This window comes from Marinobacter changyiensis (genome assembly GCF_009193265.1).
Lineage (GTDB): Bacteria > Pseudomonadota > Gammaproteobacteria > Pseudomonadales > Oleiphilaceae > Marinobacter > Marinobacter changyiensis.
In genome coordinates this window covers 307448-330754 of the sequence record NZ_VZZZ01000003.1, presented here as the reverse complement: position 1 = coordinate 330754, position 23307 = coordinate 307448, and the positions used below count along the sequence as shown (strand labels likewise).

At 58.6% G+C, this 23307-nt stretch carries 19 protein-coding genes; 16 read left to right on the top strand and 3 right to left on the bottom strand.

The window, feature by feature from the left end:
- Window positions 1–252: 252 nt before the first annotated feature.
- Complete coding sequence (locus F6Y09_RS10280; RefSeq protein ID WP_179959399.1) at window positions 253–3000, bottom strand: cation-translocating P-type ATPase; 2748 nt, start codon at window positions 2998–3000, stop codon at window positions 253–255.
- Window positions 3001–3833: 833 nt separating this feature from the next.
- Between F6Y09_RS10280 and F6Y09_RS10270 the strand changes: the two genes are divergently transcribed.
- The 6 genes from F6Y09_RS10270 (at window position 3834) to F6Y09_RS10245 (ending at window position 12504) form a co-directional block, all read left to right on the top strand.
- Window positions 3834–4142 carry a hypothetical protein gene (locus F6Y09_RS10270; protein WP_152206834.1) on the top strand — a complete coding sequence of 103 codons (309 nt, stop codon included), beginning with the start codon at window positions 3834–3836 and terminating at the stop codon, window positions 4140–4142.
- Window positions 4114–5724 (top strand): trehalose-phosphatase, encoded by a 1611-nt coding sequence (gene otsB, locus F6Y09_RS10265; RefSeq protein ID WP_152206833.1) that lies wholly within the window; start codon window positions 4114–4116, stop codon window positions 5722–5724. The genes F6Y09_RS10270 and otsB overlap by 29 nt, the downstream gene beginning before the upstream one ends.
- Window positions 5721–8291: a glycoside hydrolase family 65 protein gene (locus F6Y09_RS10260; protein ID WP_246180462.1), complete on the top strand. Its 2571-nt coding sequence runs from the start codon at window positions 5721–5723 to the stop codon at window positions 8289–8291. The genes otsB and F6Y09_RS10260 overlap by 4 nt, the downstream gene beginning before the upstream one ends.
- Window positions 8288–10696: a phosphoenolpyruvate synthase gene (gene ppsA, locus F6Y09_RS10255; protein WP_152206832.1), complete on the top strand. Its 2409-nt coding sequence runs from the start codon at window positions 8288–8290 to the stop codon at window positions 10694–10696. The genes F6Y09_RS10260 and ppsA overlap by 4 nt, the downstream gene beginning before the upstream one ends.
- Window positions 10697–10819: 123 nt before the next feature.
- Window positions 10820–11467, top strand: coding sequence for a phosphoribosyltransferase (locus F6Y09_RS10250; RefSeq protein ID WP_152206831.1), 648 nt, complete (start codon window positions 10820–10822; stop codon window positions 11465–11467).
- 53 nt (window positions 11468–11520) lie between these two features.
- Window positions 11521–12504 carry a ribose-phosphate diphosphokinase gene (locus F6Y09_RS10245; protein WP_152206830.1) on the top strand — a complete coding sequence of 328 codons (984 nt, stop codon included), beginning with the start codon at window positions 11521–11523 and terminating at the stop codon, window positions 12502–12504.
- A 26-nt stretch (window positions 12505–12530) separates the two neighbouring features.
- Here the strand turns inward: F6Y09_RS10245 and F6Y09_RS10240 are convergent, their stop codons facing one another.
- A complete protein-coding gene (locus F6Y09_RS10240) occupies window positions 12531–13550 on the bottom strand; it encodes a phosphotransferase (RefSeq protein ID WP_152206829.1) in 1020 nt (339 codons plus the stop codon).
- A 432-nt stretch (window positions 13551–13982) separates the two neighbouring features.
- On the opposite strand from F6Y09_RS10240, the gene tadA reads away from it, so the two are divergent.
- The 4 genes from tadA to F6Y09_RS10220 are packed head-to-tail and all read left to right on the top strand — an operon-like array spanning window position 13983 to window position 17299.
- A complete protein-coding gene (tadA, locus tag F6Y09_RS10235; protein ID WP_281347903.1) occupies window positions 13983–14477 on the top strand; it encodes a tRNA adenosine(34) deaminase TadA in 495 nt (164 codons plus the stop codon).
- A 3-nt stretch (window positions 14478–14480) separates the two neighbouring features.
- A complete protein-coding gene (gene galE, locus F6Y09_RS10230; RefSeq protein WP_152206828.1) occupies window positions 14481–15470 on the top strand; it encodes a UDP-glucose 4-epimerase GalE in 990 nt (329 codons plus the stop codon).
- 46 nt (window positions 15471–15516) lie between these two features.
- Entirely contained in the window at window positions 15517–16860 is a 1344-nt protein-coding gene (locus tag F6Y09_RS10225) for a UDP-glucose dehydrogenase family protein (protein ID WP_152206827.1), read from the top strand.
- 10 nt (window positions 16861–16870) lie between these two features.
- Window positions 16871–17299, top strand: coding sequence for an HIT domain-containing protein (locus tag F6Y09_RS10220; RefSeq protein ID WP_152206826.1), 429 nt, complete (start codon window positions 16871–16873; stop codon window positions 17297–17299).
- Window positions 17300–17306: 7 nt separating this feature from the next.
- On the opposite strand, the gene fabR is transcribed toward F6Y09_RS10220, so the two are convergent.
- Window positions 17307–17942 carry an HTH-type transcriptional repressor FabR gene (fabR, locus tag F6Y09_RS10215; RefSeq protein WP_152206825.1) on the bottom strand — a complete coding sequence of 212 codons (636 nt, stop codon included), beginning with the start codon at window positions 17940–17942 and terminating at the stop codon, window positions 17307–17309.
- A gap of 459 nt (window positions 17943–18401) precedes the next feature.
- Between fabR and F6Y09_RS10210 the strand changes: the two genes are divergently transcribed.
- The 6 genes from F6Y09_RS10210 to F6Y09_RS10185 all read left to right on the top strand — a co-directional run bounded on the left by F6Y09_RS10210 (window position 18402) and on the right by F6Y09_RS10185 (window position 23303).
- Window positions 18402–18647, top strand: a complete 246-nt coding sequence (locus F6Y09_RS10210; RefSeq protein WP_152206824.1) for an FmdB family zinc ribbon protein — start codon at window positions 18402–18404, stop codon at window positions 18645–18647.
- Between the two features lie 39 nt (window positions 18648–18686).
- Window positions 18687–20495, top strand: a complete 1809-nt coding sequence (aspS, locus tag F6Y09_RS10205) for an aspartate--tRNA ligase (RefSeq protein ID WP_152206823.1) — start codon at window positions 18687–18689, stop codon at window positions 20493–20495.
- Window positions 20496–20539: 44 nt separating this feature from the next.
- Window positions 20540–21061 (top strand): crossover junction endodeoxyribonuclease RuvC, encoded by a 522-nt coding sequence (ruvC, locus tag F6Y09_RS10200; RefSeq protein ID WP_152206822.1) that lies wholly within the window; start codon window positions 20540–20542, stop codon window positions 21059–21061.
- A 43-nt stretch (window positions 21062–21104) separates the two neighbouring features.
- Window positions 21105–21725: a Holliday junction branch migration protein RuvA gene (gene ruvA, locus F6Y09_RS10195; RefSeq protein ID WP_152206821.1), complete on the top strand. Its 621-nt coding sequence runs from the start codon at window positions 21105–21107 to the stop codon at window positions 21723–21725.
- Window positions 21726–21850: 125 nt separating this feature from the next.
- Complete coding sequence (ruvB, locus tag F6Y09_RS10190; RefSeq protein WP_152206820.1) at window positions 21851–22879, top strand: Holliday junction branch migration DNA helicase RuvB; 1029 nt, start codon at window positions 21851–21853, stop codon at window positions 22877–22879.
- On the top strand, window positions 22872–23303 hold the full coding sequence (locus F6Y09_RS10185) for a YbgC/FadM family acyl-CoA thioesterase (RefSeq protein ID WP_246180460.1): 432 nt from the start codon (window positions 22872–22874) through the stop codon (window positions 23301–23303). Before ruvB ends, F6Y09_RS10185 begins: the two co-directional genes overlap by 8 nt.
- Window positions 23304–23307 lie beyond the last annotated feature (4 nt).

The following is a 23307-nucleotide window of genomic DNA, read 5'->3' as shown; positions in this document are numbered from 1 at the left end:
GGGGCGGCACAACGGGCCGGTCCGCCCTGGTTCCATTTCTGTCATCCCTGCTGCGCGCTTCATCCCTTAACGGCTTTATTGAGGGGGATCATGGATTTTGACTGGCGTCAAAACACGCATTTGCTCTGACTCTAGCTCAGCTTTCCGTGTCAGACAACCTCACCTGAAAAGTAACAGAGGTTGTAATCCCATGAGGGTTGGCATAAACGGGATTGGCGGGTCAGGGCGGTTTGTGGAGAACGTGAAACGGAATCAGTAATGGCTGTGGCGCCTGATATCGCGAAACTCCCGGCGCCTCTGTATCTCCCGCACTATTTGTCCCACCAGCAGTGGAATGACACTCATTGCCAGAATCAGAAGCCAGGGCTGCCAACCCAGGGGCCGGGTATCAAGCAGGCCTGAGAGCAACGGCAGGTATACCGCGGCGGCGAGCAATACGATGCAAAGTGCCAGTGCTCCCCACACCCAGGGATTGCGCGTTATCTCGTTCAGCAGAATGGAGGACTTCGGGTTCCGTAGAACGAAGGTAAACCAGAGCTTGCCGAAAGCGAGAGTGAGAAAAGACACCGTTACTGCTTCCTGCTTCGTCAATCCCAGCCAGTGATCTGCCAGCAGCAGAGCGCCAAGCACACAAACTGCCAGGAGGGCAGCAAATCCCGTGATCTCCGTCCAGTGGGTTCGGGTCAGCACGGATTCCCGGGGGCTTCGGGGCGGCTCTTCCATCTCATTGCCGCTGGCCGGACCCAGCCCCAGAGCGAGAGCGGGAAAGACATCGGTGAGTACATTGAGATAGAGAATCTGCAGAGGAAGTAGCGGCAGAGGCCATCCCGCGGCAATGGCTATTGTCACCGCCAGCACCTCGGCCACATTTGTGGTGAGCATGAACACCACGGACTTGCGGATGTTGCCGAAAATGACCCTTCCCTGCCGCACCGCCGCAACGATAGTTTCAAAGGCGTCGTCTTTCAGGACCATGTCAGCGACCTGCTTGGCCGCCTCCGTCCCCCGTTTGCCCATGGCAATGCCGATATCGGCTTTTTTCAGGGCGGGCGCGTCGTTGATGCCGTCACCGGTCATGGCCACGATCTCTCCCCGATTCTGATAAATGGTCACCAGATCGAGTTTCTGCTCAGGACTCACCCGGGCAAAGATGTTGGCACGGTAGATCTTCTCCTGCTGGTCCTCGTCAATATCGTCGGGGGAACCGATATTGCGCCCCAGCATGCCGACTGTCTCCGGGTCATCCTTGCCCCCGACGATCCCCACGGCCCGGGCGATTGCCGTGGCGGTCTCTAGCTGATCGCCGGTCACCATCTCCACCCGGATACCCGCCGCCTGACAGGTGTCTATCGCCTCTTTGACGTTTTTGCGGGGCGGATCAAGCAGGCCCACAAGGCCGAGGAAGCACAGCCCATTGTAGGGATCGGCATCCTTGGCTACCGTCCGTTTTTCGGCCATTGCCAGCAGGCGCAAACCCTCGCCTGCCAGTTGGCTGGCGCGCTTGACCCATTGACGGCGGGTCTCGTCATTCAACGGCTCGGTGCCGTCATCCGCCAGGATATCGCTGCAGACATCCAGCACTGCCTCGGGAGCGCCCTTTACGGCCACGTAATACTGGCCCTCATCCCGGTGAAAGGTGGCCATCTTCTTGAGTCGGGGCTCAAATTGTTCCACCCGGACCTCGGGCCGCTCTTCCAGCAACGATTCCCGTTCCAGTCCCAGGTCTTTTCCTCCCGCCAGAAGCGCGACTTCAGTGGGATCGCCGCGGGGATTGTCCTCTCCCTGTTGCTGATCGAGGGAAGCGCCATTACAGAGCAGACCCACCTCCAGGACGCGGCGAACCCCCTCCCTGTCCGCCAGCGCCTCGCCGGCTCCGATTTCCTCGAGTACGAGCTCGCCGGTGGGGGTGACGATTTTCTGCAGCCGCATCCGGTTTTCCGTCAGGGTGCCGGTCTTGTCCGAAAAGATCACCCGGGTGGCCCCCAGAGTTTCCACCGCAGTGAGCTGGTTTACCAGAGCGTTGCGGGCGGCCATCAGGTACATGCCGCGAGCGAGGGCTATGGTGGCGACGATAGGAAGGCCTTCAGGAATGGCCGCCACACCGAGGGCCAGTGCCGTCTCGATCACCAGCGTGGCTTGTTGCTCCCGCACCAGAAAACCCACCGCGGCGACCACGATGGCAATAAAAATGGTCAATACGGCGAGGCGACGCCCCAGTTGATCCAGCCGCTGCTGCAATGGCGGGACGGTGCCCTCGGCCGATTCCGCAAGCGCCGACACCCGGCCCAGTTCCGTCTCCGGGCCAGTGGCGGCCGCAGCACCCACCGCCGTGCCGTCGGCGATGCTGGTGCCCTTGTAGAGCATGTTATTGCGATCGGCGAGATCGGTATCCGCTGCCAGGGCATCGGTTAATTTACTCACCGGAACGGACTCACCGGTAAGGGGTGCTTCGTTGACCCTCAGGTGTTCCGCCTCTAACAACCGCAAATCGGCGGGGACGAGGTCGCCGGCCTCCAGCACAACGATATCGCCGGGCACGATTTCCGATGCGGCAATCTCCCGCTCACGGCCTTCCCGCCGGACCCGGGTCATGTGCTCTCCCAACCGGCGCAGGGCGGCCATGGATCGTACGGCCTTCCATTCGCTGAAAAAGCCGATAGCGGTATTGACCAGCAGCACCGCCAGGACTGCAAAACCCTCCGGCAGGCGGCCGGTGGCAAAGGCCAGAACGGCGGCGCCGCCCAACAGGTAGATGACGATGCTGTGAAACTGCCCCAGAAGAATTCGCCACCAGGGCCGGCTTTCCGACACCCGCAGCTGGTTCGGCCCGTAGCGCTTCAAACGCGTCTGCGCCTCCTCGTCCGTCAATCCATTTTCTTTCTGGACGTCCAGTTCCTTCAGGATGTCCTCAATGTCGGCAGCGTGCCAAGTGTCTTTTTGGGGGGCGCTCCTGCTGCTGTCGCTATCGTCTTGATGGTCATGCCGGGGAGAGTCGCTCACGGGGGATTACCGTCCTTGGGGCTGCCGGTTCACTGCAGGGTATATTGCCTTTCGACTCGGACGCGGTGCCCGTATCTGCCAGCATTTTCGCTTCTCTCAAAAAGGTAGCTTGAATATCCGTAATGTGAAGCCGTTATAACAACAATTCGCGACCTGGATGTTGTTCAGGCAGGGGACCACCGTCAGAGCATTTAGCCTTGCCCGCAGCTACAGTGCCTCGTTCACCGCCTCGAACCCCGAAACCCAATTTTTTCACCCTGACGACCTCTCTCCCAGCCAAAGCAGCCTGCAATAAACTGTGACCGAATTAATGGATAAAGGCTGAGGACTCGCAAGCACGTCGGTCGCATTTTTGGTTAATACCGGTGATAGAGCCAGGGCTGCTTCGATCATTCAAAGGGTTAGCAAGGAGCAGTAACCATTAAAGCGTTCAGATTTTCGTCCCGAAAAGGGAAGGGGCTGAGTCACGACCAGAATACCGGGTTGTTGCGCGCGGAGCTGTTCAGTATTGAGCAGCTGAAGCGTCACGCGATCACCCTGGCGGGCCAGCATAAAATCGACCTGCACCCTGGAGCAGACAGGCTGCTACCGCGACTGGCAGACAATGCGCGGGTTCTGCTGGCGGCTTACGACGTCGTCACGGCAGCCGCCGCGTCTCGCCGGTGGCCAGTCGGCCGGTTTTCCCCGTATTTACGACATGGCGCTGGAGTTGATCTGCCATATGGACGGCGGCGTCGTTTGTGGAAGTATTTTACGACCGGCTCCAGGCGCAGGGGCAGCTCGTGTAGCGAAATAGCGGCGGCTGGACCTAATACACCGGGGCGGCTGGCTGGGTGTACCGGCTGACCGTCGAAATCCTGCTGGGACTGCAGCTGGAAATGGACCATCTGCGCATTGCACCCTGTGTCCGGGCCGATTGGAATGGCTACAAAATCCATTACCGCTTTGACCTCATCGACAATGGCGCAAATTTCCAATTTGTCTATCCTTTAAACAGGGAAGACGGGCGTTCGCTGTTGGAAAATTTCCCCGACAATCTTCTGACTTCTGACCGCGTGTCACGTTATTGGCAGGGACCGTCAATGACGATTTCCAAAATGGACAGGAGACAACATGAGCGTCAGCACAGGTGCCGGGGTTAATGCCCCGATGATCGCCCCGTTGGAAGCCGTGCTGTTCGATATGGACGGCGTGATCACCGATACGGCGAACGCGCATGCCGCCGCCTGGCAGCGCCTGTTCGATGAATTCCTCAAGGCTCGTGCGGAGCGCTGCGGTGAGGAATTTCATCCGTTCGATCCCCATTACGAGTACCGTCAATACGTGGATGGAAAGCCCCGGCTGGACGGTGTCAGAAGTTTCCTCGAATCGCGCGGCATTGAGCTGCCGTACGGTGACGACGACGGCTCTGAGCGCGAAACGGTGTACGGGCTCGGTCAACGCAAGGATCGGTATTTCAATGCGTGGCTGGAGGAAAATCAGGTGCGTTCATATCCGGGAACGCTCAATTTGATCGACGACTTGCGCGCCGCCGGTATCAAGGTCGCGGTGTTCTCTGCCAGTCGTAATGCCGAGGCGGTGTTGCGTAACGCCGGATTACTCGACCGGTTCGACGCCAGGGTCGACGGCAGCGACGCGGCCGAGCTCGGCCTCCCCGGCAAACCGGATCCGGCGATGCTGCTGGAGGCGGCGCGGCGTCTGGATACCGCGCCCGGGCGCACTGCAGTTGTCGAGGATGCCATCGCCGGCGTCGCAGCTGGCGCGCGGGGCGCGTTCGGCCTGGTGATTGGAGTCGCGCGCGGCGACTTTGACGATGATCTGAAAACGGCCGGCGCCGGTGTTGTCGTGCATGACCTCAGTGAGCTTCGTTTTTCCCCGGCCGAAGGCCTGACGGTCAAGACGCTGGCGAATCTACCCCTGGTGTGGGATCGGGAGCACGAGATCCGGCAAGGTCTGGCAGGCAAGGCGCTGGCGGTGTTTCTGGATTACGACGGCACCCTCACACCGATTGTCGAGGATCACACCAAAGCGCTGCTCGCCGAGGACATGCGCGCCGCCGTTGCGACACTCGCCCGGCACTGCGATGTGATCATCGTCAGCGGCCGCGATCTCGCGCGACTGCAGGAGCTGGTCAGCCTGGGTCATGTCTGGTACGCAGGCAGCCACGGCTTCGACATCGCCGGACCGCAAGGGTCCGGGGTACATCTGCAAAAAGGTAAGGAGTTTCTGACCGAGCTCGACGAAGTGGAGCAGACATTACAGGAGCGCCTGACCGACATCGAAGGGCACTCGGTGGAACGCAAGAAGTTCTCCATCGCCGTGCATTACCGGCAGGTCCCGCAGGCCGAGGTGGGCAAGCTGCGGCCGATTCTGGACAAGATACTTGTCGAGCATCCGCTCCTGCGTCTGGGACACGGCAAGAAGGTGTTCGAGATCCGGCCCGACATCGATTGGAACAAGGGCGAGGCGGTACTCTGGTTTTTACAGCAGCTTGCTCAGGAGCGGCCCGGACTCGCGCCGCTGTATGTGGGCGATGACATCACCGACGAGGATGCGTTTCATGCGCTGGCGGGACGCGGCCTGCGCGTTGCCGTGCGGTACGACGAGTCACGCCAGACCGCGGCGGACTACGCGGTGGCCGACACCCAGGACGTGAAGCGCTTACTCGACCTGCTGGCGTTGATCGCCGCCAGCGAGGAAACCGGACACGGAGCACAGCCATGACAACCAAGGTCACGCCCAAGCCATTGGATGGCCAGACTTCGCCGCAGCGCCAGTCTGCCACGGCGGAAAAACAAATGAGCGCCTGGTCCCTTATTTACAAGGGTTACGCGCCCGAACATGAGGGCCTGCGTGAAGCGCTTTGCGCACTCGGTAACGGTTATTTTGTCACCCGCGGCGCGGCGCCGGACGGCCCGGCCGACGCGGTGCACTATCCGGGGACCTACCTCGCCGGCGGCTACAACCGCCTGACGAGTGAGATCGCTGGACGCGAGGTCGAGAACGAGGACCTGGTCAACTTTCCGAACTGGCTGTCGTTCACCTTCCGGATCGACGATGGAGCCTGGTTCCGGCTGGACCAGGTCGAACTGCTGTCGTTTCGCCAGAAACTCGACCTCCGGCACGGTGTACTGCGCCGCGAACTGCGGTTTCGCGATGCTGCGGGCCACACCACACATTGGAAGGAACGCCGCCTCGTCAGCATGGCCGACCCGCATCTGGCCGCGCTGAACATCGAGCTCACGGCGGAGGACTGGACCGGACGGCTGACGGTGCGCAGCGCCCTGGACGGCAGCGTCACCAACAACGGCGTGGCCCGCTATCGCGATCTGGCAGCTCAGCATCTCGATATTCTCGACCTGGATCACCGGGGCGCCGACACGGTCCTGTTGCGCTGTTGCACCAATCAATCGCGGATCTGCGTCGTACAGGCGGCACGTACACGGCTGTATCGCAGCGGGATGGCAGTCGAGTCCGATCGGGAAACGCAGATACAGGAGAAACAGATCGCACAGGAAATTTCCTGTCGTATGGATGAACAGACGCCAGTCGTAGTCGAGAAGATCGTTGCGCTGCACTCGTCGCGCGACTGGGCGATCTCAGAACCAGTCGTGGCGGCCCTGCGGACGCTCGGGCAGGCCGGCGACTTCAGCGCGCTGCTCGCGGCGCACTCGCTGGCCTGGAAACAGCTCTGGGAGATGTGCGACATCGAGCTCGAAGACCATGCTGCGCCGGAAACCGAACTCAAGCTGCGGGTCCACATGCTCCACCTGTTGCAGACCGCGTCCGGACATACCGTCGACCTCGATACTGGCATCCCGGCTCGGGGCTGGCACGGCGAAGCCTACCGCGGGCACATTTTCTGGGACGAGCTGTTCATCTTTCCCTTCCTCAGCCTGCGCATCCCCATGCTGACACGGGCCCTGCTGCGCTATCGCTACCGGCGCCTGCCCGCAGCGCGGCGGGCGGCGCAGGCCGCCGGTTTTCGGGGCGCCATGTATCCCTGGCAGAGCGGCAGTGACGGCAGGGAGGAGACGCAGCGGTTGCACCTGAACCCGAAATCCGGACGCTGGCTGCCCGACAACAGCCACCGGCAGCGCCACATCAACGCGGCAATTGCCTACAACATCTGGCAGTACCATCAGGCGTCCTATGACTGCGAGTTCCTGTATAGCTACGGCGCGGAGATGTTGCTGGAAATCGCGCGCTTCTGGATGAGCGCGGCCACCTACAACCCGGCGCTCGACCGCTACGAGATCAAGGGGGTCATGGGGCCGGATGAGTACCACACCGCCTACCCAGATGCGGACCCCGAAGAGGCGGGTGGCGTCGACAACAACGCCTACACGAACGTGATGGCCGCATGGGTGCTCACCCGGGCACGCGATGTTATCGATCTTCTGCCCGGGACGCTGCGCGATCAGTTGTGCGAGCGCCTCGGGCTGAGTCTTGATGAAATCGATAGCTGGCATGAGATCGCCTGTAAGCTGCGGGTGCCGATAAATGCTAACGGTATCATCGGCCAGTTCGACGGCTACGACGAACTGGAGGAGTTCGACTGGGACCGGTATCGGGAGAAGTACGGCGACATCCATCGCCTGGACCGCATCCTCGAAGCCGAGGGCGATACGCCGAATCGTTACAAGGTCTCCAAGCAGGCCGACGTGCTGATGCTGTTTTATCTGTTCTCGGCAGATGAGCTCGCGCTGCTGTTCGAGCAGCTCGGCTATCCGTTCGACCACGACACTATCCCGAAAAATGTCGACTACTATCTGGCGCGCACGTCCCACGGATCGACCCTTAGTCAGGTCGTGCACTCATGGGTTCTGGCGCGGTCGGATCGTCTGCGCTCATGGCACCTCTTCCAGCAAGCGCTCGACAGCGACATCGCCGACATCCAGGGTGGCACCACGCCGGAGGGGATTCATGTCGGCGCCATGGCCGGCACCGTCGACCTGATCCAGCGCTGCTACCTCGGTGTCGAGATGCGTGCCAATGTCCTGCATTTCGATCCGGCGCTTCCCAGAGACCTGCGGCGGATCAAGGTACGGCTGCATTATCGCCGCCAGAACCTCGACGTCGATGTAGATCACAACGTGCTTCGAATCCGCAGCGGGTCGGTCACGACCAGCCCGATCACGATCGCCTATCGGGGCCATTACCGCGATCTCGCGCCCGGCAACGACTGCCAATTCCGTCTGTTCAAACCGCAAGAACGTGACCGCAACGAAAACCGCGACAAACAATCTCTTTCCAGCGCCGCCAACACACCCAAGGAGCCTGGCCCATGACCAAGCACACCGCACTCGTGCGCCGCCTTATGGATCTGCGCCGCACGGACACTGCCATCGTCGGCGGCAAGAATGCCTCGCTCGGGGAGATGATTGGCGCGTTTCGGGAATCGGGCATCCGCGTGCCGGGCGGATTCGCGACCACGGCCGACGCCTATTGGAGTTTTCTCGAGGAAAACAGACTGGCTGAACCCCTCGCCGAGAAACTCGGCGCGCTCAAGAAGGACAAGCGCGACCTGGCCGCGACCGGCAAGACCGTTCGCAAGATGATACTGGATGCAGACTTCCCGCCGCCGCTGGCGGAGGCGATTCTGCGCGCCTATCACGAGATGGCGCGTCGCGGCGCAAGCAAGCTCGCCAGCGTTGCAGTGCGCAGCAGCGCGACGGCGGAGGACCTGCCGGAGGCCAGTTTCGCCGGCCAGCTTGAGACCTTCCTGAATGTCCGCGGCGACAAGGCCTTGCTCGAGGCCTGCAAGAAGTGTTTTGCCTCCCTGTTCACCGACCGGGCCATCGTCTATCGGGAGAATCATGGTTTTGACCATATGAAAGTCGCGCTTTCCGTGGGCATTCAGGAGATGGTGCGCTCGGACAAGGCCGGTTCCGGCGTCATGTTCTCCATCGACACGGAGACCGGGTTTCCCCGGGCAGTGCTGATCGACGGCGCCTGGGGGCTGGGGGAGACCGTGGTCCAGGGCATAGTAGAGCCTGACGAGTACCTGGTGTTCAAGCCGTTGCTCGAGGATCCTTCGCTGCGCCCGATTATCGCCAGGACCCTGGGTGCCAAGGCGAAGAAGATGGTTTACGCCAGGAGCGGTGACGCCACCTCGAAGCTGGTGGACACGCCCCGGAAGGAGCGCACCGCATTTGTGCTGAGCGATGACGAGGTTCTACAGCTGGCCCGCTGGGCCTGCGTCATCGAATCGCACTACGGCCAGCCCATGGACATGGAGTGGGCGAAAGACGGCGAGTCAGGCGAGCTATATATCGTACAGGCCCGTCCCGAAACCGTGCAATCGCGCCGCGAGGCCGGCATGCTCAGGAGTTACCACCTCAAGCAAAAAGGCCGCGAGCTGGTGCGCGGCCAGGCGATTGGTGACTCCATCGCTTCCGGCGAAGTGTGTCGTCTGAAGAGCGCGAATGAGATCGGCCAGTTCAAGGCAGGTGCGGTGCTGGTCACGGGGACGACCGATCCCGACTGGGTCCCGATCATGAAGAAGGCTTCGGCGATCGTCACCGACCACGGCGGGCGCACCAGCCACGCCGCGATCGTGAGCCGGGAGCTGGGCCTGACGGCTATTGTGGGCGCGGGTGATGCAACGAAGGTATTGGAGGATGGCCAGGAGGTTACCGTCTCCTGTGCCGAAGGCTCGGAGGGTAGGGTGTACGAGGGCATCCTGGATTTCGATGTGCGCGAGATCGACACGGCGGAGATTCCGAAGACCCATACCCGCATCATGTTGAATCTGGCAAATCCTGCCGCGGCCCTGCGCTGGTGGAGTCTGCCGGCCGACGGGGTGGGGCTGGCCCGTATGGAATTCATCATCGGCAACCAGATCAAGATTCACCCGATGGCCCTCGTTCACTTCGACTCGCTCTCGGACAGGAAGACCCGTCGTCGGATCACCGAGCTGACCAAGGGGTATGACGACAAGTGCGAGTTTTTCGTCGATAACCTGGCCCGCGGCATGGCCCGTATCGCCGCCGCCCGCCACCCCGATCCGGTCATCGTGCGCATGAGCGACTTCAAGACCAACGAATACGCGGATCTGATCGGTGGTGCCCAGTTCGAGCCCAGGGAGGAAAACCCGATGCTCGGCTGGCGTGGCGCGAGCCGCTACTACAGTGGGGAATACCGTGAGGGCTTCGCGCTCGAATGCCGCGCCGTGCGCCGTGCACGGGAAGAGATCGGCCTGAAGAACATCGTGATCATGATTCCCTTCTGCAGAACCCTCGACGAAGCCGACAATGTCCTCAAGGAATTGGCCGACAACGGGCTCTTACGCGGCCGCGACGGGCTTGAGGTCTTTGTCATGGCAGAGCTGCCCGCCAATGTCTTTCTCGCCGAGGAGTTCGCCGAGCGCTTCGACGGGTTTTCCATCGGCTCCAACGACCTGACTCAACTCGTGCTGGGCATCGATCGCGACAGTGACCGGTTGAGCGGGCTGTTCGACGAGCAGAACGCGGCGGTGAAATGCGCCATCTCGGATCTGCTTGCCAAAGCGCGCAAAAGCGGCATCCACACCGGCCTCTGTGGCCAGGCACCGAGTGATCATCCTGAGTTCGCCGCCTTCCTGGTGGAGCACGGCATTGACAGCATCTCCGTGAGTCCGGACAGCTTTCTCAAGGTCAAGACCATCGTCGCGGACGCCGAAAGCAAGCAGAAGAAGGAGGCGGGCAGTTCATGAAAATCGCCATTTCAAAACATCTTCGTGCCATGCCTCGACGATTTTATTTCCCTTCAAACTCGGCTTGACTAGACTTAAAGAATCGGTTCATGAGTTGCAGTCACACACTACCGGAGTTGCACGATGAAACTGCCCATCCAAGACCGTGAATCCGCCGGCCGCGAGCTGGCCCGTGCCCTTGAAGACTATCGCAACCGTAAGCACCTTGTCGTGCTGGCATTGCCTCGGGGAGGGGTTCCCGTGGCCGCTGAAATCGCACAGCACCTGGGCGCTGAGCTGGACCTGATGATTGTCAGGAAACTGGGTATGCCCGGCCATGAGGAACTCGCTATGGGCGCCATCGCCAGTGGCGGTGTCCGCGTTCTCAACCGCCAGGTGCTCGATTACGGTGGTGTCAGTGATGAGACGATTGAGAGGGTGGCCGAGCGCGAGCTCCAGGAGCTTGAGAGACGGGAGCATGCCTACCGCGGGGATCGCCCATGGCCGGATATGAGCGATGCTACCGTCATTCTTGTAGACGACGGCCTCGCCACGGGGGCCACTATGGGTGCAGCGCTGAAGGCACTCAAAGTCCACCGGCCCCATGAAGTTATAGTGGCCGTTCCCGTGGCTCCGGCCGACACCATCAGAAACCTCCGCAACAGCGCCGATAAGGTAGTTTGCCTGGAGACGCCCGCCTATTTCAATTCCATCGGCCAGTGGTACCAGGATTTCCACCAGGTTTCTGACGACGAGGTGCGACGGCTGCTTGCTCGTTTCTGGAAAGAATGAAGCAAGGCGATGGCAGCCGAGTGGTTTACCAATGATATAACTGGAGTTCACCCATGAGGCCCGACGACCGGATAGCGCTCTTTTGTCTGGACAGCGGCAGCGATTTCGCTTCGCACGTGGCGGCCCATCTGGGGGTGCCCCTGGGGGAACACGAAGAGCGGGATTTCGAAGACGGGGAGCACAAGATTCGCCCGCTGGAAACGGTTCGCAACCGCGATGTTTTCGTGGTTCAGTCCCTCTACAGCAGCCACGGCTTCAGCACCAACGACAAGCTGGTGCGTTTGCTGTTTTTACTGGCTAGCCTCCGGGACAATGGTGCAGCCCGGGTCACCGCCGTTGTGCCCTACCTGTGCTACTCCCGCAAGGACCGGAGAACCAAGTCCCGTGATCCCGTCACCACCCGCTATGTCGCTCAGCTCTTCGAGGCTGTAGCTATCGATGCAATGGTGACCGTGGACGTTCACAACCGCGCCGCTTTCGAGAACGCCTTTCGCTGCCCGGCCGTGCATTTGAGTGCCAGGGAGGCGTTCATCGACTTCCTCCTCCCCGATCTCCGGGACAAGGGCATCACGGTAGCGTCCCCGGATGTGGGCGGTATCAAGCGTGCAGACCTGTTCCGCGAGTCATTGGAGCGGCGGCTGGGGCACTCCGTCGGCAGCGCATTTATGGAGAAGCACCGCAGCCGCGGAGAAGTGAGCGGATCTGCGGTGGTTGGCAGCGTCAGCAACCGCACCGTGCTGATCCTGGATGACCTGATCGCAGGGGGAGGCACAATGCAACGGGCTGCGGAGGCATTCAGGGAGCAGGGCGCAGAGGAGGTCATCGCCATCGCCACCCACGGTATTTTCTCCCACGAGGCTGGGGAGAATCTGGCTTCACCGGCACTGGCCAGGGTGATTGTCGGCAATACCATTGCTCCGGCACTGCCGGTCACACTGCTGAAGACCAAGGTCGAGCTCGTCGATATCACAGTCGGTATCGCCGACACGATCGCTGCTCTGCATGAGGGAATAGAGGTAACGGATCTGGAGTCCTGAATCCGGCTTTTTTCGGTGCTGACGCTTCAACCAGCAATACTTCCTCCATAGTTAAAGGCCATGGTCAGGTAATCCATTGCCTTTTGCCGCCAGGGACCGCGCCTCTCGTGGTAATCGTCGTCCAGGTGCCAGATGGCGAGCTTGGCCCGTTCTGAGGCTCGGTAAGCTTTGTAGAACGCTACCAGGCGGGCTTCCGGTTCATCCCCGGTGATTCGCCCATAGACCTCGAACAGGATCTTGCCCACTCTGTCCTCCCCAAGCTTTTCGCACTCCATCGCCAGAAAGGACAATTCATCCACCGGATCCCGAATTCGCAGGTCGCGGCTGAACTCCAGACAGTCGATCACCACGGGTGGTTCCGTCAGGCAGATATGCTCTGGACGCAGATCACCATGGGCCTCTACGAGGGCGCCGGCCGTCGCGCGATCAGCAAAGAGCGCCGAATTCTTGTTGAGCAAAGTCATTTGCAGATCACAGACCGGTTTGACCCGATCCTCGGGAAGGGAGTAATCAACCAACTGGCGGTAGTTATCGCTGATGCCGCCCCGCAACCGCTCCAGGTAATGCGCCCCCGAGATCTGCACGCTTGCAGCACGGTGATAAAACCGGGCAAGCAAGTCGGCGACAGCCATGACGCGCTGGTAATCCACGGCTGCGGATTTAATCTGTGCTTCCAGCATCGCCGCCGCTGGCAGGCGGCGCATGACCACCAGCCAGTCAACGGGAACCCCCTTTCTGCCCAGCGTCAGCCCATCGCGAGCCACAGCGCTCAACGGCTCCACACCGATATAGGTATCGCCACCCAGTCGGCGGTTGAGGCGAACCTCCTCGACACAGTTTTTATAGCGGCCATCAATGGTCGTGAAATCGAACAGTAGATGAGCTACCGGCTTTTTAAGCTTGTAAACCCGTGGGCCGACGAGGAAGACCCAGGACATGTGGGTTTCGAGCACCTCGACCCTGTCGGCCTTGACCGGATAGGAAACGGCATTTGACAGGAACGCTACTTTCTCCTCGATTCCGGGCTGACGCGAGGGCTTAACCATGGGCCAGATCCATGCCGCCGGGGCAAAAATCGTTTTGGATATCAACAACAAGGATCGTATCGCCCTCTTGAATGTCCGGTTTGCTGCGCATAATTACCTCGCCGTTCGCCTCTCAGTAACTAGTCAGTTTAGCGCATGCTGATTCAACCCGATTGCTCCGGGCAGACCGGGTGATGATCAATCAGCACAGTTTTAACACTGTGGCAGGTGCACACTGAGGCGCGGACGGGCAAGATGTGCGCTCGACATGTGCATAGCCAAGATTAAAGTCGAGTAATTCGTGTAAACGTGCTTTGAACCGGTGCTTTTTTTCGGTAGGTTTGCGTTTAAATTTGCTCGGGTTGATCGATAGTCCTACAGACTGTTGATTATTAAATCGAAAAATTTGAGTCGCTATTGAATGAGTGCAGGCGGCCTATCGAGGCGTTGGCAGTGAATGACGAGTTCTGGATGAATCGCGCCCTGGCGCTGGCAAAATCTGCCGCTGATGAAGGCGAGGTGCCAGTGGGTGCCGTTGTGGTCCGGGACAATTGCGAAATAGGTGCAGGGTATAATGCTCCGATCAGTGGTTGCGACCCCACCGCTCACGCGGAAATCATGGCACTGCGGGATGCCGCCTGGCGGGTGGGTAATTACCGCTTGCCCGGAGCAACCCTTTACGTCACGCTTGAACCCTGCACCATGTGTGCCGGGGCTATTATTCACAGCCGTGTTTCGCGTCTTGTATATGGCGCCTGTGAGCCCAAAGCCGGTGCGGTCATCTCCACGCGCCGGACGTTAGAAGAAGAAGCCTTCAACTGGCGGGTTGAGGCAATCGGAGGCGTACTTGAACACCCATGCAGTGAGGTGATATCCGACTTTTTTGCTGCTCGTCGTGAGCAGATTCGCCGTCGGCGTCATGGTCATTCAGGGAACGAACAGGAGTAGTCCATGAAAGTGCTAGTTACCGGCGGTGCCGGTTATATTGGAAGTCACGTTGTACGTCAGCTGGGCGACGCAGGTCACGACATCGTGGTGTTTGATAACCTTTCTACCGGCTATCGCTGGGCGGTTACCTATGGCGAGCTTGTCATCGGCGACCTGGCGGACGAAGAGGCGATCGAGGCCGTCTTCAGCCAACACGATTTTGAAGCCGTTCTGCATTTTGCGGCCAACATTGTAGTGCCGGAATCCGTTACCAATCCTCTCAAGTACTACAGCAACAATACCCGCAACACCCTGAATCTTTTGAAAGTGATCGAACGTCATAACACGCCGTACATGGTGTTCTCGTCTACCGCTGCGGTATACGGTATGCCGGAAGAAAAAGTGCTCGCCGAATCCCAGCCCCTGGCGCCCATCAATCCTTACGGCGCATCGAAAATGATGAGCGAGCGCATGATCATGGATCTCGCGGCGGCGTCTTCCCTGAACTATGTCATTTTGCGGTATTTCAACGTTGCGGGCGCCAATCCCGATGGTCTGCTTGGCCAGGCAACACCGGAGGCAACGCACCTGATCAAGGTTGCCTGTGAGTGCGTTACCGGTCAGCGTGAGGGAATGAGCGTGTTTGGTACCGACTACGACACCCGGGATGGCACCTGTGTTCGCGATTACATCCATGTCGAGGATCTTGCTAAAGCTCATGTTATGGCCCTGGAATTCATGCGCAAAGGGGGCGAGTCCCAGGTTCTGAATTGTGGCTACGGTCGCGGCTTTACCGTCAGTGAAGTCATTGATGTGGTCAAAAGGCTGTCCGGGAATGACTTCCCGGTGGAGAGGGTGGGGCGTCGTGCCGGTGACCCGGATGCCCTCATGGCGGACAACAGTAAAATTACCCGAACACTGGGCTGGACCCCGGACTACGACAACCTGGACACCATTGTTGGTACAGCGTTGGCGTGGGAAACTATCTGGCAAAAGCGGCGTCAGTCCCGGTAACCATTAAAAGCGATTTGAAATCACTCTTAAGGATGGAGTTTAAAGGATGAAGATCACCATTTTTGGCACCGGCTACGTCGGCCTCGTCACAGGTGCATGTCTTGCGGATGTCGGTCACGATGTGCTTTGCATGGATGTCGACGAAAACAAGATCGGTAAATTGAAGAATGGCCAGATTCCCATCTATGAGCCTGGCCTGGACAGCATTGTTAATCATAACGTGGACGCCGGCCGACTGAATTTCACCACCAACACCGAGCAGGCTGTGGGCCACGGTGAACTGCAGTTTATCGCCGTGGGTACGCCTCCGGATGAGGACGGCTCTGCCGATCTGCAGTATGTAACTGCTGTTGCCCGCGCCATTGGCCAGTACATGACCGACTACAAGGTGATTGTCGATAAGTCGACAGTGCCGGTCGGAACCGGCGACAAGGTTCGTGATGCAACCCGGGCGGAACTGGATCGTCGTGGTCTGGAACTGGAGTTTGATGTTGTATCAAACCCTGAGTTCCTCAAGGAAGGGGCCGCGATCAACGATTTCATGAAGCCTGATCGCATCGTGATCGGTACTGACAGTGAGCGTGCACAGGAGTTGCTGCGGGAAGTCTACTACCCGTTTAACCGCAGTCATGATCGCATGATCTATATGGATATTCGTTCCGCTGAGCTGACCAAGTATGCAGCCAATGCCATGCTGGCGACCAAGATCAGCTTCATGAATGAAATCGCCAATCTGTCCGAGCGCCTCGGTGCCGACATTGAGGCGGTCAGGCGGGGTATCGGTTCCGACCCGCGCATTGGCTACCACTTCATATATCCCGGTTGCGGTTATGGCGGCTCCTGCTTTCCAAAGGATGTCACGGCATTGACCAGGACAGCACGGGATTGCGGTTACGACGCCCGGTTGCTCAATGCCGTTGACGAAGTTAACGCGGCCCAGAAGCATGTACTTTTCGACAAAGTCAGCCACTACTTTCAGGGTAATGTGGAGGGCAAAGTGGTTGCACTGTGGGGATTGGCGTTCAAACCCAATACGGATGATATGCGCGAGGCTTCCGCCCGAATATTGATGGAAAATTTGTGGAAGGCAGGCGCCCGGGTGCAGGCGTTTGACCCGGAAGCAATGGAAGAAACCCAGCGTATCTATAGCGACCAGGAAGGTCTGCAGCTTTGCGGAACCAAAGAGCAGGCGTTGAAAGGTGCGGATGTGCTGGTGATCTGTACCGAGTGGAAAGAATTCCGCTCCCCGGATTTCGCCAGCGTCGCAGCCGCGCTGAAAGAACCGGTCATCTTTGATGGCCGTAACCTGTATGAACCGGAAATGCTCGAACGCTATGGCCTGATCTACTATGCCATTGGCCGTGGGCGTAACCAGTTCAGCGCGATCTGAGCCTCGGGCCATGGCATTTGAACTGCATCCCCGACTTGCGGAAGACACCATCAGCCTGGGTCATACCGGGCTGTGTGATATACGGCTGATGAACAATGCCAACTGGCCCTGGCTGTTGTTGGTGCCAATGCGGGAGGGTATGCGTGAAATATATCAACTGACCGAGCAGGATCAGCTGGGTCTATTAAGGGATTCCTCTGCTCTTAGCAAAGGCATGATGGAGTTGTTCGATGGCCACAAGCTGAATGTGGCTGCGCTCGGTAATATGGTGCCGCAGTTACACGTGCACCATATAGTCCGCTATGAGGGCGATACAGGTTGGCCCGGCCCGGTATGGGGAGTGCAACCGCCATTGCCGTATTCCCCGTTGGCCCTTAATCGACGGATCAAGGTACTCGCCGAACTGATCACGGAAGTGGTTAATAAAAGAAGCCAATAGAGCGTTTTTACGCTTGTTCCGCCCGTTTTTTCGATATTTTTGCCAGCGTCTGGGACCCCACCAGAATCATCCGCAATTCCGTTTTCAGTTTGGTTTTCAGAACCTCTTTCTCCTTGGCAGTCGCATCCAGCGCTTCGGCGCCATGGTTAAAAACCAGGGTGACCATGGCTTCGGCCACCAGGCGGGGATCGTAGAGGGGTTTGTTCTGCTCGTCGGCAATCCGGCAAAGATCGTCGGCCAGCTCCGTAACAAAATGATCAATCTCGGCTTGGATCGCAGTGCGGAAAGGCTTCGAAACGCCTGTACGTTCACGAAGTAACAGTCTGAAAAGGTTAGCGTTATTTCCAAGATACTCCATAAAGGTTTCGACGGATGTGCTGATGGCGCTGCCATTACGGGCAATGCGTTTGCGCGCCTGACGCATCAACTGACGAAGAGCGAGTCCGCTTTCGTCCACCAGCGCCAACCCTAATTCATCAAGCTCGGTAAAGTGACGGTAGAAGGAGGTCGGTGCAATACCAGCGGCCCGTGCCACCTCCCGGAGACTCAAACTGGAAAAGCCACGGTCCGCACTTAACTGGCCAAGTGCAGCATCCATCAGCGCACGGCGTGTTTTTAACTTCTGTTCAGCTCGGGCTGACAAATTGGTGCTCCAGAGGCCGGATGACTAAGCGAAGTATTCTAGTCTTCAGTTCGCACCCCGTCATCTTTGGAGTCAGGTGTCGCACCAAAGCTGATTGAGGCTGCTACAGAATCCGGAGTGGAGGGGGCAGGCCATCCCTTTCCAGACACGCCGTGAATACATCCTTGTAGGCTCGGTGTTGCCATCCATGGCAACACACGATCTGGCAAGGGGTGGCCTGCTCCCTCCACGGACCCCACCTCGATAATAGAGCCCTCAACCCACAAAGATTCCCATCGCCCCCTGATTTTAAGGTTGATTGTGTTTATAATGGTGCGCTTTTTACAGGGTCCGCCAAAACCTGCAAAGTTGCCTTTAAATCGGCTTCTTTAACAGTGACATACGGCGTATCCGATGATGTGAGCAGGGCTGGTTTCCGCGAGGAACAGCTAGTGTTGGTTATATTATGGGGTATCTGAAATGCCGATTTATGAATACGTATGTGACGACTGCGGGTTTGAGAAAGATATTATCCAGAAAATGAGCGACGCACCTCTGAAAGATTGCCCATCATGCGAAGCGGTGGCGTTCAGGAAGCGAATCTCTGCGGCGGGTTTCCGGCTATCCGGCACTGGCTGGTATGAAACCGATTTTAAAACCGGAAAGAAAAAGAATCTGGTGGAAAAGAGCAGTTCATCAACACCTACAGAATCCTCTGCGGGCTGAAAACACATTCATTCGAACACAGAAACAACGGGACAGGGTATGCGCAGTCACTATTGCGGTGGAATCGACGAATCTCACATTGATCAGGACGTTACACTTTGTGGTTGGGTCCACCGCCGTCGAGATCACGGCGGCGTCATTTTTCTTGATCTGCGCGATCGGGACGGCATTTCCCAGGTGGTGTTTGATCCGGACACCCCGGACAGTTTTTCGCTGGCTGAAAAGGTTCGCAGCGAATATGTCATTCAGGTGACGGGTCGCGTTCGCCGGCGTCCGTCCGGAACTGAAAATGCCAACATGCCGACCGGGCAGGTTGAAGTTCTTGGCACCGCGCTGACCATTCTCAATGCTGCCGCCACACCCCCGTTCCCGCTCGATGAACATGTGGATGTGGGTGAAGATGTTCGTCTGCGGTATCGCTTTATCGACCTGCGTCGCCCGGAAATGCTGAACCGCCTGCGTTTCCGGTCACGGGTCACCAGCTATATTCGCAACTTCCTTGATCGCCAAGAATTCATGGACGTGGAAACCCCGATCCTCACTCGCGCCACGCCCGAGGGGGCCCGTGACTACCTGGTGCCAAGCCGCACCCATGAGGGCTCGTTCTTCGCGTTGCCCCAGTCGCCGCAGCTTTTCAAACAGCTGCTGATGGTCTCCGGCGTTGACCGTTACTATCAGATTGCCAAATGTTTCCGGGACGAAGACCTCCGGGCGGATCGTCAGCCTGAGTTTACGCAGATCGACATTGAGGCCTCTTTTATCAATGAAGATATCCTTATGGGTCTGACCGAGACGATGATCCGTGACCTGTTCCGTGATGTGCTGCAGGTAGAGCTGCCCGAGTTCCCCCGCATGCCTCATGCCGAGGCCATGCAGCGTTATGGCAGTGACAAGCCCGACTTGCGTATTCCGCTTGAACTGATTGATGTCGCTGACCTGGTCGCAAGCGTTGATTTCAAGGTCTTTGCCGGCCCCGCCAACGATGCCAAGGGACGTGTTGCCGCCCTTCGGGTGCCCAAAGGTGGCGTAATCAGCCGTAAACAGATCGATGACTACACCAAGTACGTGGGCATTTACGGGGCCAAGGGCCTGGCGTATATCAAGGTCAATGATCTGGGCAAGGGGGCTGAAGGCCTGCAGTCGCCAATCATCAAGTTTCTGGGTAACGACGTTGCGCTTGCCATTATTGAGCGCGTGGCTGCTGAAGATGGCGACATCGTATTCTTCGGGGCAGACAAGACCACCGTGGTCAACGAAGCCCTGGGAGCTCTGCGGGTCAGGATTGGCCATGATCTCAAGATGCTGACCAAAGAGTGGGCGCCGATGTGGGTGGTGGATTTCCCGATGTTCGAGGAAACCTCCGATGGCGGCCTGCACGCTATTCATCATCCGTTCACCGCACCGTCCTGCACGCCGGAACAATTGATTGCTTCGCCCGAGGCCGCCTTGTCCCGAGCCTACGATATGGTGTTGAACGGCACAGAGCTTGGGGGCGGGTCGATTCGTATTCATGATGAAGCCATGCAGCAGACTGTATTCCGTATTCTGGGCATTGATGAAGAGGAAGCCCGGGCCAAGTTTGGTTTCCTGCTGGATGCCTTGAAGTTCGGTTGTCCTCCCCATGGTGGCCTTGCGTTTGGTCTAGACCGGTTGGTCATGCTGATGACCGGCGCGACCTCCATCCGCGACGTTATCGCGTTTCCGAAAACCCAGAGTGCTAACTGTCTGATGACGCAGGCGCCCGGCCTGGTGGATGAGCAGCAGTTGCGAGAACTGCACATCCGGCTGCGGAAGCCTTCGGTCAAGCAAGTGCCTGATTCGATTGGGAATGTGGAACCAAGCGAATAGAGTGACGGTCACCGTCCCCGGGATTTCAGCAGCAAGGAGAAAGTGTGGCCATCATACTCGGTGTTGATCCGGGCTCGCGCATTACCGGTTATGGCCTTATCCGCTGTGAGGGCCGCCACACCGAATATCTCGACAGCGGCTGCATCAGGCTGGGTGAAAAGCCGCTGGCGGAGCGGCTGCAAATTATTTTTCACAGTCTGGCCACACTGATCGGCGAATACCGGCCGGATGAATTTGCCATCGAGCAGGTATTTATGGCCCGCAATCCGGATTCAGCTCTCAAGCTGGGTCAGGCACGGGGGGCGGCGATTGTCAGCGCTGCCAACAGTGGTCTTGCGGTCCATGAATATTCTGCCCGTCAAGTGAAGCAGGCCGTGGTGGGCAAGGGCAGTGCGGACAAAACCCAGGTGCAGCACATGGTGCAGACCCTGCTGGGGTTGTCGAAAAAACCCCAGGCGGACGCAGCCGACGCGCTTGCCATCGCACTCTGTCATGCCCATATGAACCAGAGCATGAACCGGATTTCAGCGGGTGGTCGCGTCAGGGGCGGGCGCATCCGGCCATAATGACAATCGGTATGAACAGGCCAAAGGCCTGGGGAGAATCCATTTGATCGGTCGCATTCACGGCATTCTCATTGAAAAAGCTCCCGGTCAGGCACTCATTGAGTGCGCCGGACTTGGCTATGAAGTAGACATCCCCTACACCACCTTTTTCCATCTCCCGGATGCCGGACAGGAAATCACCCTCCATACCCATTTTTCCGTTCGGGAGGATGCTCACAGCCTTTTCGGCTTTGCAGCGCGGCTCGACCGTAACGTTTTCCGTTTGTTAATCAAGGTTAATGGCGTCGGCCCCAAGCTTGCACTGGCCATTCTGTCTGGCCTCGATGCCCATCAGTTCATCCGGTGTGTGGAGGCACGAGATGCAAACTCATTGGTCAAGCTGCCGGGTGTCGGCAAGAAAACCGCTGAACGTCTGCTGATAGAGATAGCTGATCGCATCGGTCAACTGGAAGGGCAGTTTACGCCGGGCAGCCTGCCGGGCACTCCGTCGGCAGCACCCGCGCGGGATACCCACAGCCCGCGGGATGAGGCGGAAGCCGCTTTGATCGCGCTGGGTTATAAACCCCAGGAGGCCAGCAAGGCCGTCAACAGGATTGCCGACAAGGACATGAGTCGGGAAGAGCTTATCCGACTGGCGCTCAAGAACATGATTCCTGCGGGCTGAAGGCCAGAAAACTGGTGGTCTTTCTGTCGAGAGCGTAACGTGACAGTCGAAGCACCCCTTGTACAATAACCGTCGCTTTGGGAAACATATAAACGCAATGTCGATCTCCAGCTTTGAGCACCTTGATGATTGAGTCCGACCGATTGATTACGGCTCGACCGGGCCAGTATGAAGAAGTTCAGGATCGCGCTATTCGTCCAACGCGGTTGGCCGAATATGTCGGCCAGCCAACGGTCCGCGAGCAGATGGATATTTTCATCTCTGCGGCCAGGGGTCGGCAGGAAGCGTTGGATCATGTGTTGATATTCGGCCCGCCAGGTCTGGGCAAGACCACACTGGCCAATATTATTGCTAACGAAATGGGTGTTGCGATCAAGACCACTTCGGGCCCAGTGCTTGAACGGGCGGGCGATCTGGCCGCCATGCTGACCAACCTGGAAGAGGGCGATGTTCTTTTCATCGACGAGATCCATCGTCTGAGTGCTGCCGTGGAAGAAGTGCTCTATCCGGCAATGGAAGACTATCAGCTCGACATCATGATTGGCGAAGGTCCGGCGGCGCGCTCGATCAAACTCGATCTGCCAGCGTTTACACTGGTAGGCGCCACCACCAGGGCCGGGTTATTGACCTCCCCGCTACGAGACCGGTTTGGCATTGTTCAGCGTCTCGAGTTTTACAACACCGCAGATCTGACCCACATCGTATTGCGGTCGGCAGATCTGTCCGGTGTCAGTATTGAAAAGGCGGGGGCTCTCGAGATCGCCAGACGCTCCCGAGGTACGCCGCGCATCGCCAACCGGCTGCTGCGACGGGTGCGAGACTACGCCGAGGTCAAAGCCGACGGTATTATCACTGAAGAGATTGCTGATCAGGCTCTGAATATGTTGAAAGTGGATCATCTGGGGTTCGATCATATGGACCGCCGCCTGCTGCTGGCGATGATCGAGAAATTCGACGGTGGCCCCGTCGGGGTCGAGAGTCTGGCGGCTGCCATCAGTGAAGAACGTGGCACGATTGAAGATGTGCTGGAACCTTTTCTTATCCAGCAGGGTTACATGGTGCGGACCCCGAGAGGGCGTATGGTCACGTCCCATGCCTACCTGCATTTTGGCATCGCCTCCGGAAAACCCGGGCAGGAGGATTTACTTGATTGAGTCCGCGACGTCGCTGTTCGCCCTGCCGGTTCGAGTCTATATAGAAGATACCGATGCAGGTGGTATTGTGTTTCATGCCAAGTACCTGCATTACATGGAGCGGGCCAGGACGGAATGGGTACGCAGCCGTGGGGTCGGGTTACGTGCAGGGCTGACCGAGAATATCAGCTATGTCGTGCAAAGGCTGTCGATACACTATGCGGTGCCTGCGAAGCTGGATGATCAACTGCGGGTAACTGCTGATCTGGTGAGGGGAGGCAGGGTCTGGATGGAATTTAACCAGCGGGTGGAGCGGGAATCCGACGGTGCGCTGTTAGCGGATGCGGTTGTCAAGGTCGCGTGCGTGGCTCTGGACACCGGCCGCCCCCGGGCGTTGCCGGAGGCCATGAAGACTCTGATGCCGGCAGCACAGAGCCAGGGTTAGTTAA

Excerpts from the sequence above, each read along its gene's own strand:
- otsB (WP_152206833.1), top strand. The coding sequence starts at position 4,114 with ATGAGCGTCAGCACAGGTGCCGGGGTTAATGCCCCGATGATCGCCCCG.
- F6Y09_RS10260 (WP_246180462.1), top strand. The coding sequence starts at position 5,721 with ATGACAACCAAGGTCACGCCCAAGCCATTGGATGGCCAGACTTCGCCG.
- ppsA (WP_152206832.1), top strand. The coding sequence starts at position 8,288 with ATGACCAAGCACACCGCACTCGTGCGCCGCCTTATGGATCTGCGCCGC.
- F6Y09_RS10250 (WP_152206831.1), top strand. The coding sequence starts at position 10,820 with ATGAAACTGCCCATCCAAGACCGTGAATCCGCCGGCCGCGAGCTGGCC.
- F6Y09_RS10245 (WP_152206830.1), top strand. The coding sequence starts at position 11,521 with ATGAGGCCCGACGACCGGATAGCGCTCTTTTGTCTGGACAGCGGCAGC.
- F6Y09_RS10240 (WP_152206829.1), bottom strand. The coding sequence starts at position 13,550 with ATGGTTAAGCCCTCGCGTCAGCCCGGAATCGAGGAGAAAGTAGCGTTC.
- galE (WP_152206828.1), top strand. The coding sequence starts at position 14,481 with ATGAAAGTGCTAGTTACCGGCGGTGCCGGTTATATTGGAAGTCACGTT.
- F6Y09_RS10225 (WP_152206827.1), top strand. The coding sequence starts at position 15,517 with ATGAAGATCACCATTTTTGGCACCGGCTACGTCGGCCTCGTCACAGGT.
- F6Y09_RS10220 (WP_152206826.1), top strand. The coding sequence starts at position 16,871 with ATGGCATTTGAACTGCATCCCCGACTTGCGGAAGACACCATCAGCCTG.
- F6Y09_RS10210 (WP_152206824.1), top strand. The coding sequence starts at position 18,402 with ATGCCGATTTATGAATACGTATGTGACGACTGCGGGTTTGAGAAAGAT.
- aspS (WP_152206823.1), top strand. The coding sequence starts at position 18,687 with ATGCGCAGTCACTATTGCGGTGGAATCGACGAATCTCACATTGATCAG.
- ruvB (WP_152206820.1), top strand. The coding sequence starts at position 21,851 with ATGATTGAGTCCGACCGATTGATTACGGCTCGACCGGGCCAGTATGAA.